Genomic DNA, 14,969 nt, shown 5'->3' with positions numbered 1-14,969 from the left:
CCGGATCGCCCCCGGATAACGGTTTGCCCGCCCCCGTCGGCGACCCGCACAATGCGGCCTCATGGGACATCTGGAAGCCGCACACCTCGAGTACTACCTCCCCGACGGGAGGGCGCTGCTCGGCGATGTGTCGTTCCGGGTGGGCGAAGGCGCCGTCGTGGCCCTCGTCGGTCCCAACGGCGCCGGCAAGACCACCCTGCTGCGGCTGATCTCCGGCGAGCTGAAACCGCACGGCGGCACGGTCACCGTCGGCGGCGGCCTCGGCGTCATGCGCCAGTTCGTGGGCTCCGTACGGGACGAGACGACCGTACGCGACCTGCTCGTGTCGGTGTCCACGCCCCGCATCCAGGAAGCCGCGAAGGCCGTCGACAGGGCCGAGCACGCGATCATGACGGTCGACGACGAGGCCGCCCAGATGCAGTACGCGCAGGCCCTGGCCGACTGGGCCGAGGCACACGGCTACGAGGCGGAGACGCTGTGGGACATGTGCACCACGGCCGCGCTCGGCGTGCCCTACGACAAGGCGCAGTTCCGCGAGGTGCGCACCCTCTCCGGCGGTGAGCAGAAGCGGCTCGTCCTGGAGGCGCTGCTGCGCGGCACCGACGAGGTCCTGCTCCTCGACGAGCCGGACAACTACCTCGACGTGCCCGGCAAGCGCTGGCTGGAGGAGCGGCTGAAGGAGACCCGCAAGACCGTCCTGTTCGTCTCCCACGACCGGGAGCTCCTCTCCCGGGCCGCCGAGAAGATCGTCTCCGTGGAGCCCTCGCCGACCGGGGCCGACGCCTGGGTGCACGGCGGCGGTTTCGCCACGTACCACGAGGCGCGGCGCGAACGCTTCGCCCGCTTCGAGGAGCTGCGCCGCCGCTGGGACGAGAAGCACGCCCAGCTGAAGAAGCTGGTCCTGAGCCTGCGCCAGGCGGCGTCGATCAGCCACGAGCTGGCCTCCCGCTACCAGGCCGCCCAGACCCGGCTGCGCAAGTTCGAGGAGGCCGGCCCGCCGCCGGAGCCGCCGCGCGAGCAGGACATCAAGATGCGGATCAAGGGCGGCCGCACCGGTGTGCGGGCCATCACGTGCGAGGGCCTTGAGCTGACGGGCCTGATGAAGCCCTTCTCCCTGGAGGTCTTCTACGGCGAGCGCGTCGCCGTCCTCGGCTCCAACGGCTCCGGCAAGTCGCACTTCCTGCGGCTGCTGGCCGGGGAGGACGTGGCGCACACCGGGCTGTGGAAGCTGGGCGCGCGTGTCGTGCCCGGGCACTTCGCCCAGACCCACGCCCACCCCGAGCTGATGGGCCGCACCCTCCTCGACATCCTCTGGAAGGAGCACGCCCAGGACCGCGGCGCCGCGATGTCCCGCCTGCGCCGCTACGAACTCACCGGCCAGGCCGAGCAGGCCTTCGACCGCCTCTCCGGCGGCCAGCAGGCCCGCTTCCAGATCCTCCTCCTGGAGCTCCAGGGCGTCACCGCGCTCCTCCTGGACGAGCCCACGGACAACCTGGACCTGGAGTCCGCGGAAGCGCTCCAGGAGGGCCTGGAAGCCTTCGACGGCACGGTCCTCGCGGTCACCCACGACCGCTGGTTCGCCCGCTCCTTCGACCGGTACCTGGTCTTCGGCTCGGACGGTCGCGTCCGTGAGACCTCGGAACCGGTCTGGGACGAGCGACGCGTCGAGCGAGCCCGCTGACTGGGGGCTCCGCCCCCAGACCCCCGATCGGCCCTGAAGGGGCCTCGTCCTCAAACGCCGGACGGGCTGAAATTGCCTGGACCGGGGGAAACCCAGCCCCTCCGGCGTCTGAGGAGCGGGGGTCCGGGGGCCGGCCCCCGAAGCGGGGTGCAGGGGGCGCGGCCCTCGCCGGGGTCGAAGGGGCGGAGCCCCTGGGGATGGGACGGGTAGGGGCGGCGGGGGCGAGAAACCCGGACGCCCGCCCCCACCGGCGTCCGCCTACTTCCAGCGCAGCAGGGCCCCGAGGCCGCCCACCGGCACCTCCGCCTCGGCCGACGACGTGGCGGGGGTCACCGACAGCGCGGGCGCCCCCGTGGCGACGGCCGACCGGATCAGCGCATCGTCCGCCCGCGCCGACCAGGAGTTCTGCTCGCCAAGGATCTTCAGATCGGTGCGCCGGACGGCCAGCTGGTCGGGCTCCTCGCCGATCCAGACCTCGCGATGGGCGTCGGGACCGCCGGGCCGGACCAGCAGCTCGTCGATACGGTGCTCACGCGCCGCGGAGACCAGCGCGGGAACACCTTCCACCGCACCGGCCCGCCCGTCGTCACCGGGCTCACGCGCCGCGAGGAACCGCTCCAGCTCCCGCTCGGCCCGCCGCCGCACATGATCGGCCCGCGAACGCTCCACGTCCTCGTCGAGCAGCCGGCTCCCGGCACCGTGCGCGGCCTCGACCACCAGGTCGTGCAGCCGCGCCGGCAGCCGGTCGCGCACGGACCGCTTCTCGCGGTCCTCGCCGACGAGGATCAGCAGGTCGGCCCCGGTCTCCTCCTGGCAGACCGCGAGCGCGTCGGCGATCTCGGCCGCGTTGTGCTCCCAGGTGTTCTCCACCCGCAGCTGGAAGTGCCGCTCGGACCAGTCCGCCGAGCTCGTCCGGTGCACGGGCCACTGCCGCCCGGCCACGGCACCGGCGTCCCGCCGCCCCAGCGCACCGCGCAGCTCGAAGTCGGCGCCCTTGCGGTCGACGTACGCCACCACGCACACCGGATCCTCCCCGGCCAGCTCCAGCAGGGGCGCGGTGTGCGGCAGCGGCGCCCAGTGGGCGCTGTCGCCGTCCGGGGCCCGGGTCAGCGGCGGGTCGAGGACGACCCGCCCGGCCCGCGCGAACAGGGCCCGCCCGTGCGGCTCGGAGGAGTGCCGGAGCTCCTCCAGGGACTCCCGCACGGCCCGGCAGGTGTCCTCGTCGGCACCCTGCCGGGACAGCTCCCGCGACAGGGCCACGGCCGCCAGATGCCGCTCGTGGGGCGTGTCCTCCGTGTGCCGGGAGGTGCCGACGTACACGGAGGCCCAGGGCCCCGGATGTTCGTAGAGTGGATGCAGAAAAGCGAGATCCATGGCTCCCTCCCGGATGCCGCTCGGGGTAGTGCGAAGTTGCGTCCCGGGCGGGTACCCGAACCTCATGAACGAACACGACGAGCGGGGCACCACGATGACCGGAGTCGAACCCAGCCGGCTGGACGACCAACAGCTCATGAAGGAGCTGGAGACGATCCACCGCACGCGGCACGACACCCTGCTGCACGGCTCGAACGACGCGCTGCGCACCCACAACGACCGTATGGCCCAGCTGGAGGGCGAGTACCTGCGCCGCCACCCGCGGCGCCCGGTCTCCGCGGGCCGCACCCGTGAGGGAGCCCGGGACCGCGAGTGCGGGGAGTCGACGACTCCCCGCACCTGAGATCCACCGGGAACACCGCCCGGTCGGCGGTGGCTCTGGGCTCAGCAGCGCGCCGGCGGCCGGTCCCAGTGCCGGTGCGCCGCGATCGCGGCCACGAACGCCCGGGTGAACTCCTCGCTCGCGGTGCCCGGCGAGGTGTCCGTCACCACGCCCTGGTCGCTCACCACACGGTGGAACTCCGTCGACAGCCGCAGCCCCTCGGGCTGGAGGGCGGACAGCACGCCCACACCCGAGCCCAGCGCGCCCACCGGCTTGCCGTGCCGGTAGGCGTCCCGCACGAAGCGCATCGCGTCAGGGTCCGCCGTCGTCGGCGGGGTGCCCACCGGGCCGCCGGGCAGCAGCACCGCGTCGTAGAGCACCGATGCGACGGTCGGCAGAGCGCGGTCCACGGTGTACTGCTCGCCGTCGGCGCCCGTCACCGTGCCGTCCGTGGCCGCCAGCGCCTCCACGATCGCGCCCTCCGCGGCCAGCGGCTCCCGGACGGAGGTCACCTGCTCGGCGTCGACGCCGTCGGTGACCAGGACCGCGATCTGCCGGGTGCGGATGGAGCCGTCGCCGCGCAGCGACTCCAGGCTCAGCGCGGGGGAGGACAGCTTGTGCGCGGTCTCCTGTACGGCAGGCTCGGGCACCCCGATGCCCCGCGCCACCTGGGCGGCCAACTCGCCGTCCACCTTGGCCAGTTGCTCGACCGTACGGGCCCGGACGGCCAGCGCGTCGACCTTGCCCAGCTCGAACCGGAAGGCCGCGACGATGTGCTGCTTCTCCCAGTCGGCCATGCTGTTCCAGAACAGCGCGGCCTGGCTCCAGTGGTCCTGGAAGCTCGGGCTGCGCCGCCGGATCGTGTGCCCGTCCACGCGCTCGGTGTAGTGCGTGAAGGCGCGCCCGTCCACCCCGGCGTGGGCCGGGCAGCCGCCGCCGAGGGAGTTCGGGGAGTAGTTCGTGCCCCGGTGGATGGCGCTCTGGTGGTAGCCGTCGCGCTGGTTGGTGCGCACCGGCGCCACCGGCCGGTTGACCGGGATCTGGGTGAAGTTGGGGCCGCCCAGGCGGATCAACTGCGTGTCCAGGTAGGAGAAGTTGCGGGCCTGGAGCAGCGGGTCGTTGGTGAAGTCGATGCCCGGGACGACGTTGGCGGTGTGGAAGGCGACCTGCTCGGTCTCGGCGAAGAAGTTCTCCGGATTGCGGTTCAGCACCATCCGGCCGATCGGCCGCACCGGCACCTGCTCCTCCGGGATGACCTTCGTGGCGTCCAGCAGATCGAAGTCGAAGGCGAACTCGTCCTCCTCCGGGACCAGTTGGACGCCCAGCTCCCACTCCGGGTACTCGCCGGCCTCGATCGCGTCCCACAGGTCGCCCCGGTTGAAGTCCGGGTTGCGGCCCTGGCACTCCTGCGCCTCGTCCCACACCAGCGAGTGCACACCCAGCCGCGGCTTCCAGTGGAACTTCACGAACGTGCCGCGCCCCTCGGCGTTCACGAACCGGAAGGTGTGCACACCGAAGCCCTGCATCATGCGGTAGCTGCGCGGTATCGCCCGGTCCGACATCAGCCACATGATCGCGTGCAGGGTCTCGGGCTGGAGCGACACGAAGTCCCACAGGGTGTCGTGCGCGGAGGCGCCCGTGGGGATGTCGTTGTGCGGCTCCGGCTTCACCGCGTGCACGAAGTCGGGGAACTTGATGCCGTCCTGGATGAAGAAGACCGGGAAGTTGTTCCCCACCAGGTCGTAATTGCCCTCGGACGTATAGAACTTGGTGGCGAAGCCGCGCACGTCCCGCACGGTGTCCGCCGAGCCCTTGGGGCCCTGCACGGTCGAGAACCGCACGAACACCGGGGTCCGTACCGCGGGATCCTGGAGGAAGGCCGCGCGGGTGAACTCCGCGCAGGACTCGTACGGTTCGAAGTAGCCGTAGGCACCCGCGCCCCGCGCGTGCACCACCCGCTCCGGGATCCGCTCGTGGTCGAAGTGGGTCAGCTTCTCCCGGAAGTGGAAGTCCTCCATCAGGGTCGGCCCGCGCTCGCCGACGGTCAGCGAGTCGTCGGTGTGGTCGACCTCGACACCCTGGTCCGTGGTGAGCGGTCCCTCGGCGGGGTCGTCCGCGTGGTACTGCGTGCGCTGGACCTGCTTGCGGTCGGCGGAGTCCATCAGGCGGCCTCCTGGGAGAACACGTCGAGGAACGCCTCGCAGAACGCCTTGAGGTCGTCCGGCTTACGGCTGGTGACCAGCTTGTTGTTCCCGTGGTCGCAGATCCTCACCTGCTCGTCCACCCAGGTGCCGCCCGCGTTGCGGATGTCGGTCTGAAGGCTCGGCCAGGAGGTCAGCACCCGGCCGCGGACGACGTCGGCCTCGACGAGGGTCCAGGGGGCGTGGCAGATCGCGGCCACCGGACGGCCCTGCGTGAAGAAGTCCCGTACGAACGACACGGCCTTGTCGTCCATCCGCAGGAAGTCCGGATTGGCCACCCCGCCCGGCAGGACCAGCCCGCCGAAGGAGTCCGCCGACGTCTCGCCCACGACCTCCTGAACGGGGAAGGTGTCCGCCTTGTCGAGGTGGTCGAACGCCTGGATGGTCCCCGGCTTCGTCGACACGAGCACGGGCTCGTGACCCGCGTCCACCGCTGCCTGCCACGGATCGGTCAGCTCGATCTGCTCGACACCCTCGGGAGCGGTCAGAAACGCGATGCGCATGATGGTTCAGCTTCCTTTCTGGGCTTTCTCGGCTTGCCACTTGGTTTCGTCACGGGTGCGCTTTTTGTTCCGGCGGGCCGTGCGCACGCAGCGCAGCAGCTCCTCGCCGTACGGCAGCAGCACACAGGTGCCGATCGCGAGGCCGATGCCCGCGAGATAGCCGCGGGACAGCGGTCGTCGGCGCGGCACCAGCCGCCAGGCGTCCGGATCGTCGCGGCCGCCCCGCAGCAGGGACGTGACCTGGTCGGCGTGCAGACACATCAGTGAGGCCAGCGCGCCGAACGGCAGCGACTCCAGGAAACTGTGGATGTGCTGCTCGACCGGCCTGACCTCGCGGTCGCTGTCCACGGCTGTCCTCACGTCCCACAGCGCGGTCGCCTCGTGCACGGCCGCCCCGCCCAGCTGCACGGTCAGCAGCAGTGGGTTGACCTCGTAGCGCAGGGTGAACGCGATGGGGATGCCGACCTCGGCCATCATCAGCGAGTGGATCAGGGACTCCTTCGTCCCCGCGGTGTCCTCGATCCGGGTGCGCCGGTGCATCGCCCAGTCGGCGAGACCGGGCACGAACCAGCTGGGCAGCAGCCCGTACAGCAGATAGCGGGTGGTCGCGTCCCCGACGTCCACGGTGGTGCCGGTCGCGGCGATCTCGGCCGCCTGGTCGCGCCCCCCGATCACAGGGTGTCCCGTCCGCCGGAGTCCCGCGTCCCGTCGGGCGCGGCGCGGCTGATGTCGGCGAGCGCCGAGTCCGGATCCCGCGCCTCGGCGAGGTCCCCGAGACTCACCATGCCGACCGGCAGCCCGTTCTCGATCACCGGCAGCCGGCGCACGGCACGCGCGCGCATCAGGGCGATCGCCGCGGACACCGGGTCGTTCGGGGCGGCCACCACCGGGTCCGGTGTGCACACCGTGCCGGCGCTCACCGTCAGCGGGTCGAGACCCTCGGCGACCGCCCGTACGGTGATGTCCCGGTCGGTGAGGACCCCGACGACGTCCTGCCCGTCGGCCACCACCACGTCGCCGATGTCCTGGGCGCGCATCAGCTGCGCCGCCTCGACGAGCGAGGCGTCCGGGCGGACGGCGACCACACCGGGTGTCATCACGTCCCTGACGAACTCGCTCGTCGCGGTCCCGTGTCCGCCGGTCACGGCGAGCCCTCCCTCCGGGTCAGCGCCCGAGCGAGTTCCTGGACGTTGGTGTAGCGCTCCTTGCGGGGGAGCGTCTCCAGCGCGTCGACCAGGGCGTCGGGCGCGTTCTTGCGGCGCAGGACCCGCGCCAGCTCCGGGGACGTCGCCGGGAACGCGCCGCGGCCCAGGATCCGGGCCAGGTCCAGCCGGACGCTCTCCAGCGAGGACCCGGCCCGGCCCGGTGCGACGGGTCCGCCCCAGACCTGCGGGTCGTCCTCGGCGGTCGGCTCCGGGTCGTGCCACTCCTCGCTGCGGGTGGGGTGCCCGGAGCGCAGCAGACCCTGGAGTTCGTGCTTCATCTCGTCGTCACGGTGACGGCTCAGCCGGTCACTGCCTCGCTGCATGTCTCCCTCCAGATCTTCGGGGGTCCGCACCGCGTACCCGTAGACCGGAGGCCGACACAGGGTTTGCGGTCCCGAAGGCGGGAGACCCGGCCCGCACCCCCCGCGCACATTCCTGGGGAAGGACAGGACATGGCGGTGCTCGCTGTGATCATCCCGTTCCTCATGCTCGGCGTGGTGCTGGCGCTGGGCCGCTACGAGGAACTTCTGCTCCCGCGCGACGAGGCCGACGCCCGTGAACCGGCCGTCGTCCCGCCCCCGGCGGTCGGACGGCAGGAAACGCTGCGCACGCCGACGCTGTGACGCGGGCCGTCGTCTCCCACCGTCGTCTCCCAGGAGGTGCAGGAGGCCCAGGAGGTGCAGGAGGTGGACACCGTGACCCGTACCGTCGTCGCCGGTCTCGACGGCTCCTCCGAGAGCCGCGCGGCGGCCGAGTGGGCGGCCCGTGAGGCCCGGCTGCTGGAGCTGCCGCTGAAGCTGGTCCACGTCTGGGAGCCGGTACCGGAGCCGATGGCGCACACACCGCTCCCCGGTGCCGAGACGGAGCGGGACCGGACCGAGAGGATCCCGCGCGAGGCGGCCGAAGGCGTCCGGCTGCGCCACCCCGGCCTCGACGTGAGCACCGAGCAGCGGGACGGCCGGGCCGCCGTGGAACTGATGAACGCGGCGCAGGACGCCGAGCTGCTGGTCCTCGGCTCGCGGGGGCTGGGCGTGATCGCCGGGTTCCTGGTCGGCTCGGTCGGGCTCTCCGTCGTGGCGCACGCCGAGCGGCCGGTCGTCCTGGTCCGGGCCGGCGAGCAGGCCGCCGACGAGCACGAGCCGGACCCCGTCGGCATCCCGTCCGCCGCGACCCCGTTCCGGCCAGTCGTCCTCGGCCTCGACCTCGCGCATCCCGACGGCGGACCGATCGGCTTCGCGTGCGCCGCGGCCGCCCGCCGGGCCACGTCACTGCGGGTCGTGCACGGCTGGAACCCGCCCGCCCAACGCGCCTACGGCCTCTCCGCGGACCTCGAACTCCACGGCTCGCAGGCCCTGCGCGAGCGCACCGCCCTCGCCGAGGTCATGCGCCCGTGGCGCGAGAGGTTCCCGGCCCTGGAGATCACCGAGGAGTCCCCTTCCGGCAGCCCCGCCCAGCACCTCGTCGACGCCTCCCGCGAGGCCTCCCTGGTCGTCGTGGGCCGCCGCGTCCGCCGTATCCCGCTCGGCGCCCACATCGGGCCCGTCACCCACGCCGTCCTGCACCACTCCACCGCCCCCGTCGCCGTCGTCCCGCACCAGGGCACCCACGGCCCGGGTACGTGACGGCGGACAGCGGCAACTCCCCTCACCCGCCCGCTAGTTAACGCCCTCCAGGTACATCGTCGCCCCGCCGGTCGGCGGGGCGCTCCCCTGCCGAAAGTGGTAGTCCTCCTTCTCAATTCCTCATCACCAAGGAGGACTTCTCACCTCACAGGCAACGCACAGCGCCCGTTCCGACTCATTCTCCTCGGCGGAGGAGAACCGCTCGGAACGAAAGGACGCGATGTGCGCAAGAGAAACGCTGTACGGGTGGTGCTCGCCCTCTCCGCGACGGGGGCGGCGCTGACACCCCCGACCCTGGCGTACGCGGAGCCACCGCTGCGTGTCGACCTGAGGGCGGACGTCGACCGCGACGGGCGGGTCGACCTCACCGGTGACACCGACACCGCCGGTGAGGACACCTGGTCCGTCGGGCGGGGAGCGGTCTTCCTGCCCAACATCGACGACGACGGCAAGCGCTGCCCGACCACCGGGCCCGGCGGCCGTCCGCTGTCCGACGCCCAGCTGACCGCCTGCAACGACGCGTCCGACACGAAGGTCAACGGCAAGGCCGACGCGGCCGACCTGGCCCGGGTGCGCTCGCTGCCGATGACGAACCTGCCCTCCGACGCCCGGGCCGGCGTCCAGGTCACCACGGGGGCCGCGCAGACCCGGGTCTTCGTCAACCGGCTCGGCGCCTGGAAGCCGGTCACCGCGCAGACCCGGCTGACACGGTCCGAACTGCGGCGCGGCATCGAGTTCGGCGTCGAGGGCAAGGACGTCATCCGCGACAGCGCGAAGTGGGACGGCCGGGTGGCGATCCGGCTGAAGATCACGTCCTCCTCCGGCGAGGCCTCCGACACGGTCACCCTGCGCGCCGCCCCGCTGCTCACCCACCACGCCCGCCAGGACACCCAGCAGCTGATGGTCACCAAGGCCCGCGGCGACGACGCCTGGGCCAAGCGCCAGCGCGAGTTCGTCGGGGCGTTGGAGAAGGAGGGCCGGCTGGCCGGCATCACCAAGCCGCTGGTGACCTTCGAGAAGTACGGGGACATCTGGGCCCAGGACTTCGTCGAGCCCGCCTACCTCACCATGACCGGCCCGGACGGACGGCAGCGCACGATGCGGGTGATGCTGCGCTCCGCCCAGGACCGCGAGGCGGGCCGCGAGCTCTACGAGAAGCTGCGCGGCCCGGACATCGGCGTCGTGCAGGCCAAGGGCCGGGACATGCAGGGCTGGGAGACCCTGAACTCCTACGGCAACCTGGAGACCATCCCGCCCTACGCACAGGGCGGCCGCTCGTTCCCGGCCGGCCGGATCATCATGGGCGAGCGCAAGGACGGCAGCGGCGTCCGCCCCTCGCAGGAGATACGCACCCTGCTGAAGTCCCAGGGCCTGCAGGACCCGCTCCTGCTGGACACCTCATGGCTGCACGTGGGGCACGTCGACGAGTTCGTGCAGTTCCTGCCGGCCGACACCCCGCGCGGCTGGCGGATCGCCATCGCCGACCCGGAGGCCGGACTGAGCCTCCTGCGCGACGCGCAGCGCGACGGTCACGGGGCGAAGAAGATGTTCTCCGTCCCCGGCTTCGACGGCACCCACGCCCCCGCGGAGACCATCGACCAGGCCCTCGCCTCCCGGTACCTCGTGTCCGACAACCGGATGGCGGCCCGGAAGATCACCGCCAACCTGGAGATCCTCAAGCGCGAGACGGGCGTCACCGACGAGGAGATCGTCCCGGTGCCCGCCCTCTACACCCGGGGCATCGTGCAGGACAGCGCCGACACGCGCGTGCCGCTGCTCAGCCGTCTCGGCGGCAGGGCCGAACCGGAGGCCGCCACACGGCACGGCCAGCAGCGGCAGATGTCCGAGGGCACGTCCTCCGCCGCACCGGCTCCCTCCACCTCGCTGACTCCCTCCGCCGCACCGGCTCCCACCGTCTCGACCAGCGCCTACGTCCCGGGTGCCGTCAACGGCATCCTGCTCTCCCGCGACCGCTACCTCGCCCCGCGCCAGTGGGGTCCCGTCATCGGGGGCAAGGACATCTTCACCGAGGCCGTCACGGCCGCGTACACCCGCGCCGGCATGAAGGTCTCGTACGTCGACGACTGGTACACGTACCACCTCGGCATGGGCGAGATCCACTGCGGCACCAACACCCTGCGCGACGCCTCCGCCGCCTGGTGGAAGCCGTAGCCGTAGCCGCAGTCCTGCCGTAGTCCTGCCGTGCCGCAGCCGGTCGTACCGGAGCCGTGAGCCAGAGCCGGGTCACTTCTTCTCGCGGCCCGGCAGGAACTCCTGCACCTTCGCCTTGAAGCCCTGCTTGACCACGGAGGCCCGGTCGGCGTCGCCCTTGAGGATCGACTCGGCCGTGGCCTCCATCTGCTCCCAGGTGGCGTGCGGCGGGATCGGCGGCACGGCCGGGTCGGTGAGGAACTCCACGACCGCGGGACCGTCGGCCTCCAGAGCGGCCCGCCAGCCCGCCTCGACGTCCTCCGGCTTCTCCACCCGGATGCCGGTCAGACCCAGCGAGCGGGCGAACGCCGCGTACTGCACGTCCGGCAGCTGCTGCGAGGGCAGGAAGGACGGGGCGCCCTCCATCGCGCGCATCTCCCACGTCACCTGGTTGAGGTCGTGGTTGTTCCAGACGGCGACGACGAGGCGCGGGTCCTCCCACAGATCGCGGTACTTCGCCGCGGTGATCAGCTCCGCCATCCCGTTCATCTGCATCGCACCGTCCCCGACCAGCGCGATCGCCGGCCGGTCCGGGTGCGCGAACTTCGCGCCGATGGCGTACGGCACCCCGCAGCCCATCGTCGCCAGCGTCCCCGACAGCGAGCCGCGCATCCCGGGCCGCATCGTCAGGTGCCGCGCGTACCAGTTCGCCGTGGAACCGGAGTCGGAGGTGACGATGGCGTCGGCCGGCAGCAGCGGATCCAGGGCGTGCGCCACGTACTCGGGGTTGATCGGGTCGGCCGACAGCCGCGCCCGCCGCTCCATCACGTCCCGCCAGCGCCGTACGTTGTCGCACACCGCCTCGTACCAGTCGCGCTCTCCGCGCTCCGCGTCCAGCATCGGGATCAGCCGCTGGAGCGTGGCCTTCGCGTCGCCGACGAGATTGACCTCGTACGGATACCGCATCCCGACCATGTGCGGGTCGATGTCGATCTGCACCCCGCGCGCTGTGCCGAAGTCCGGCAGGAACTGCGTGTAGGGGAACGACGAGCCGATGGTCAGCAGGGTGTCGCAGTCCCGCATCAGCTCGTACGAGGGCCGGGTGCCCAACAGGCCGATGGAGCCCGTGACATAGGGCAGGTCGTCGCTCAGGACGTCCTTGCCGAGCAGCGCCTTGGCCACGCCCGCGCCGAGCAGCTCGGCGATCCGCTCCACCTCGGCCCGCGCGCCGGACGCGCCCTGACCGACCAGGACGGCCACCTTGTCACCGGAGTCGAGGATCTCCGCCGCCCGCTCCAGCGACTCCTGCGAGGGCACGGCCGTCCAGGAGCTGCGGTCCAGGCTCGAGGGCACCATCTTGAACTCGTGCGTGGGAGCCGAGTAGTCCAGCTCCTGCACGTCCCCCGGGATGATGATCGCCGTGGGGCTGCGGCGCGCGTACGCCGTGCGGATCGCCCGGTCCAGGACGTTCGGCAGCTGCTCGGGGACCGTCACCGTCTCCACGAAGTCGGAGGCGACGTCCTTGAAGAGGGTGTGCAGGTCCACCTCCTGCTGATAGGAGCCGCCCATCGCGGTGCGGTGCGTCTGCCCCACGATCGCCAGCACCGGCACATGGTCGAGCTTGGCGTCGTAGAGCCCGTTGAGCAGGTGGATCGCACCCGGTCCCGAGGTGGCCGCACACACTCCGAGACGGCCGCTGAACTTGGCGTAGCCGACCGCCTGGAACGCCGACATCTCCTCGTGCCGGGACTGGATGAAACGCGGCTGGTTGTCCGCTCGCCCCCACGCGGCCAGCAGACCGTTGATGCCGTCGCCGGGATAACCGAAGACGTGCTCCACACCCCATTCGCGCAGCCGCGCCAGGACGTGGTCGGAGACCTTGGTGCTCATGGACGGACCTCCCGGACATGGATGACACAGGCAGCAGTCCTACGAGTCACCCCGCGCGTCCGCCGAAAACCTGCCCCGGGTCCGCGTCCGCCCGCCCCGTGTTTGCGCCCGGAGGCCGGGGGCAGGCGCACTGTCAGTGCTTCGGACCGGAGGCACGTCCGTGGGAGCGGCTGTCCGCCGCGACGGCGTACCCATCCGTCCGGCCCACGTCCGCACTCCCACGGTGACCGTCCAACCCAGAGCACCTCCTAGGGAGTTGCGACGCACCATGCCGACCAAAGTGAGCGCGAAGCACCACCCGCACGACGACGCACCCGACACGGCAGAGGCGTTCCGCAAGCTCGCAGAGCTTCCCCCCGGCCCGCAGCGAGACACGCTCCGCGAGCAGGTGGTCGAGGCCTGGCTGCCCATGGCCGAACGGCTCGCCGGACGTTTCCGCAGCCGTGGCGAGAGCTACGAGGACCTGCGCCAGGTCGCGGCCCTCGGCCTGGTCAAGGCCGTCGACCGGTACGACCCCGAGCGCGGCAACGCCTTCGAGAGCTACGCCGTGCCCACCATCACCGGCGAGATCAAGCGGCACTTCCGCGACCACATGTGGACCCTGCACGTGCCGCGCCGCGTCCAGGACCTGCGCAACCGGGTCCGCTTCGCCTCCCAGGACCTGTCCCAGACCATCTCCGGCCGCAGGCCCACCGTCGCGGAGATCGCCGAGCGCGCGAACATGAGCGAGGAGGACGTCCTGGTGGGCCTGGAGGCCCTGGAGAGCTTCACCGCGCTGTCCCTGGACGCGGAGCTGCCCGGCAGCGAGGACGGGTACTCCCTGAGCGACGCGCTGGGCTCGCCCGACCCGGCGCTCGACACGGTCGTGGACCGGGAGGCCGTGAAGTCCCGGCTGGCGGCCCTGCCCGAGCGGGAACGGGCGATCCTCTACATGCGGTTCTTCGGCGACATGACGCAGAGCCGGATCGCCGAGCAGCTGGGGATCTCGCAGATGCACGTGTCCCGCCTGATCAGCCGGTGCTGCGGGCGAGTGCGCGAGCAGGTGATGCGGGACATCGCCGCCTAGGGCTGTGAGGACGTCGCCGCCTGGCGCCGTGCGGGCGCGGGGCGTGCACGTCACCCGCTTGGCCGACACCGTCCCGCTAATGGTGTCCGGCCGCGCGCGGGGGTGAGGCGGGCGGGCTGTGATGGCTGTGGGGGCACGAGTGCCGTGTCCCCGCAGCCGTCGGCCTAAGGAGCTCACCCCATGCGCCGCAGCAGCGCACGCGTCCTGTCCGTCGCCGTTCTGGCCGGTGCCGTTCTGGGGGCGGCCGGGCCGGTCGCCCTCGCGGAGCCGGCCGCCGAGGTCAGTCCGAGCGCCGTGTCGCCCGGGGGCAGCGTCACCGTGTCGGTGTCCTGCGATCCGACCGGCGGCACCCCGCCCGCCACCATGGACGCCACCTCGCAGGCCTTCGACACGGGCACCGTCAAGCTTCAGCTGGTGCCCGGCAACGACGACGAGGTGTCCGGTCCGGCCTACAGCGGTACCGCCCGGATCGCCCCCGCGCAGAACTTCGAGGGCGAGGTGGACGCGGTGGGCCGGGACTCGGCGTGGACCGTGGACGGCACCTGTCCGGTGGCGCCGGGCGGGCAGGGCAAACAGTGGAGCGCCACGTTCACGGTGAACCGGGGGAGCGGCGGGCACTGCACGCAGACACGGGGGAGTTCCTGCGCCCCCGCCCGCCCGTGCACCGACCCGCACACCGACCCCCACGACCCGTCCTGCTCCGGCGCGGCCGTCCAGCGGGGTGTCCGGGCCGGGGCGGGCGGCGCGTTCACCGACTCCGTGCCCGCGCTGGTGGCCGGAGGGCTGCTGATCGCGGGTGCGCTGGGGGCCGCCGTGCACCGGCTGCGCCGCAGGGAGCCGGGACCCGCGGACGGCTGAGCCGAGGCCGGTCCGCGCGTCCGTGTGACCGGCGCAACCCCTCCGGACGCCCATGGCGGGGCGCCTCCCTGGGTACTCAGAGCCCGAGGACCGACC

The 14,969-nt window shown here is 72.2% G+C and carries 14 protein-coding genes; 7 read left to right on the top strand and 7 right to left on the bottom strand.

Annotation, left to right across the window (positions count from 1 at the left end; all coding sequences use genetic code 11):
- Positions 1-61: 61 nt before the first annotated feature.
- Positions 62-1,681 (top strand): ATP-binding cassette domain-containing protein, encoded by a 1,620-nt coding sequence (locus K4B79_RS01320; protein WP_232024276.1) that lies wholly within the window; start codon positions 62-64, stop codon positions 1,679-1,681.
- Between the two features lie 258 nt (positions 1,682-1,939).
- Here the strand turns inward: K4B79_RS01320 and K4B79_RS01315 are convergent, their stop codons facing one another.
- A complete protein-coding gene (locus tag K4B79_RS01315) occupies positions 1,940-3,055 on the bottom strand; it encodes a baeRF2 domain-containing protein (RefSeq protein ID WP_232024275.1) in 1,116 nt (371 codons plus the stop codon).
- A gap of 64 nt (positions 3,056-3,119) precedes the next feature.
- Between K4B79_RS01315 and K4B79_RS01310 the strand changes: the two genes are divergently transcribed.
- On the top strand, positions 3,120-3,398 hold the full coding sequence (locus tag K4B79_RS01310; RefSeq protein WP_232024274.1) for a DUF6158 family protein: 279 nt from the start codon (positions 3,120-3,122) through the stop codon (positions 3,396-3,398).
- A 41-nt stretch (positions 3,399-3,439) separates the two neighbouring features.
- On the opposite strand, the gene K4B79_RS01305 is transcribed toward K4B79_RS01310, so the two are convergent.
- The 5 genes from K4B79_RS01305 to K4B79_RS01285 are packed head-to-tail and all read right to left on the bottom strand — an operon-like array spanning position 3,440 to position 7,609.
- The gene (locus K4B79_RS01305; RefSeq protein WP_232024273.1) at positions 3,440-5,539 is read right to left on the bottom strand and encodes a catalase; all 2,100 of its coding nucleotides are present in this window, start codon (positions 5,537-5,539) and stop codon (positions 3,440-3,442) included.
- Positions 5,539-6,081, bottom strand: a complete 543-nt coding sequence (locus K4B79_RS01300; protein ID WP_232024272.1) for a type 1 glutamine amidotransferase domain-containing protein — start codon at positions 6,079-6,081, stop codon at positions 5,539-5,541. Before K4B79_RS01300 ends, K4B79_RS01305 begins: the two co-directional genes overlap by 1 nt.
- Before the next feature lie 6 nt (positions 6,082-6,087).
- Positions 6,088-6,756, bottom strand: a complete 669-nt coding sequence (locus K4B79_RS01295) for a diguanylate cyclase (RefSeq protein ID WP_232024271.1) — start codon at positions 6,754-6,756, stop codon at positions 6,088-6,090.
- The gene (locus tag K4B79_RS01290; RefSeq protein WP_232024733.1) at positions 6,753-7,178 is read right to left on the bottom strand and encodes a CBS domain-containing protein; all 426 of its coding nucleotides are present in this window, start codon (positions 7,176-7,178) and stop codon (positions 6,753-6,755) included. The genes K4B79_RS01295 and K4B79_RS01290 overlap by 4 nt, the downstream gene beginning before the upstream one ends.
- A gap of 44 nt (positions 7,179-7,222) precedes the next feature.
- On the bottom strand, positions 7,223-7,609 hold the full coding sequence (locus K4B79_RS01285; RefSeq protein ID WP_232024270.1) for a DUF2795 domain-containing protein: 387 nt from the start codon (positions 7,607-7,609) through the stop codon (positions 7,223-7,225).
- A 129-nt stretch (positions 7,610-7,738) separates the two neighbouring features.
- Here K4B79_RS01285 and K4B79_RS01280 point away from each other — a divergent pair, with 129 nt between their 5' ends.
- From K4B79_RS01280 to K4B79_RS01270, 3 genes are all read left to right on the top strand, one after another.
- The gene (locus K4B79_RS01280) at positions 7,739-7,909 is read left to right on the top strand and encodes a hypothetical protein (protein WP_232024269.1); all 171 of its coding nucleotides are present in this window, start codon (positions 7,739-7,741) and stop codon (positions 7,907-7,909) included.
- Positions 7,910-7,981: 72 nt separating this feature from the next.
- The gene (locus tag K4B79_RS01275) at positions 7,982-8,908 is read left to right on the top strand and encodes a universal stress protein (protein WP_374208404.1); all 927 of its coding nucleotides are present in this window, start codon (positions 7,982-7,984) and stop codon (positions 8,906-8,908) included.
- Between the two features lie 222 nt (positions 8,909-9,130).
- Positions 9,131-11,080, top strand: a complete 1,950-nt coding sequence (locus tag K4B79_RS01270; RefSeq protein WP_232024267.1) for a protein-arginine deiminase domain-containing protein — start codon at positions 9,131-9,133, stop codon at positions 11,078-11,080.
- Between the two features lie 72 nt (positions 11,081-11,152).
- Here the strand turns inward: K4B79_RS01270 and K4B79_RS01265 are convergent, their stop codons facing one another.
- On the bottom strand, positions 11,153-12,949 hold the full coding sequence (locus K4B79_RS01265; protein ID WP_232024266.1) for a thiamine pyrophosphate-requiring protein: 1,797 nt from the start codon (positions 12,947-12,949) through the stop codon (positions 11,153-11,155).
- A gap of 268 nt (positions 12,950-13,217) precedes the next feature.
- On the opposite strand from K4B79_RS01265, the gene K4B79_RS01260 reads away from it, so the two are divergent.
- Complete coding sequence (locus tag K4B79_RS01260) at positions 13,218-14,015, top strand: RNA polymerase sigma factor SigF (protein ID WP_232024265.1); 798 nt, start codon at positions 13,218-13,220, stop codon at positions 14,013-14,015.
- A gap of 180 nt (positions 14,016-14,195) precedes the next feature.
- Entirely contained in the window at positions 14,196-14,873 is a 678-nt protein-coding gene (locus tag K4B79_RS01255) for a hypothetical protein (RefSeq protein WP_232024264.1), read from the top strand.
- Positions 14,874-14,969 lie beyond the last annotated feature (96 nt).

The sequence above is a fragment of the Streptomyces lincolnensis genome (assembly GCF_021173675.1).
Classification (GTDB): Bacteria; Actinomycetota; Actinomycetes; order Streptomycetales; family Streptomycetaceae; genus Streptomyces; species Streptomyces lincolnensis_B.
The sequence above is the reverse complement of the archived record's forward strand: the minus strand, read 5'-3'. Positions and strand labels throughout refer to the sequence as shown.

What these genes read in the sequence shown, in the direction of transcription:
- K4B79_RS01320 (WP_232024276.1), top strand. Translation starts at nt 62, where the DNA reads ATGGGACATCTGGAAGCCGCACACCTCGAGTACTACCTCCCCGACGGG.
- K4B79_RS01300 (WP_232024272.1), bottom strand. Translation starts at nt 6,081, where the DNA reads ATGCGCATCGCGTTTCTGACCGCTCCCGAGGGTGTCGAGCAGATCGAG.
- K4B79_RS01315 (WP_232024275.1), bottom strand. Translation starts at nt 3,055, where the DNA reads ATGGATCTCGCTTTTCTGCATCCACTCTACGAACATCCGGGGCCCTGG.
- K4B79_RS01305 (WP_232024273.1), bottom strand. Translation starts at nt 5,539, where the DNA reads ATGGACTCCGCCGACCGCAAGCAGGTCCAGCGCACGCAGTACCACGCG.
- K4B79_RS01280 (WP_232024269.1), top strand. Translation starts at nt 7,739, where the DNA reads ATGGCGGTGCTCGCTGTGATCATCCCGTTCCTCATGCTCGGCGTGGTG.
- K4B79_RS01255 (WP_232024264.1), top strand. Translation starts at nt 14,196, where the DNA reads ATGCGCCGCAGCAGCGCACGCGTCCTGTCCGTCGCCGTTCTGGCCGGT.
- K4B79_RS01290 (WP_232024733.1), bottom strand. Translation starts at nt 7,178, where the DNA reads ATGACACCCGGTGTGGTCGCCGTCCGCCCGGACGCCTCGCTCGTCGAG.
- K4B79_RS01265 (WP_232024266.1), bottom strand. Translation starts at nt 12,949, where the DNA reads ATGAGCACCAAGGTCTCCGACCACGTCCTGGCGCGGCTGCGCGAATGG.
- K4B79_RS01285 (WP_232024270.1), bottom strand. Translation starts at nt 7,609, where the DNA reads ATGCAGCGAGGCAGTGACCGGCTGAGCCGTCACCGTGACGACGAGATG.
- K4B79_RS01310 (WP_232024274.1), top strand. Translation starts at nt 3,120, where the DNA reads ATGAACGAACACGACGAGCGGGGCACCACGATGACCGGAGTCGAACCC.
- K4B79_RS01260 (WP_232024265.1), top strand. Translation starts at nt 13,218, where the DNA reads ATGCCGACCAAAGTGAGCGCGAAGCACCACCCGCACGACGACGCACCC.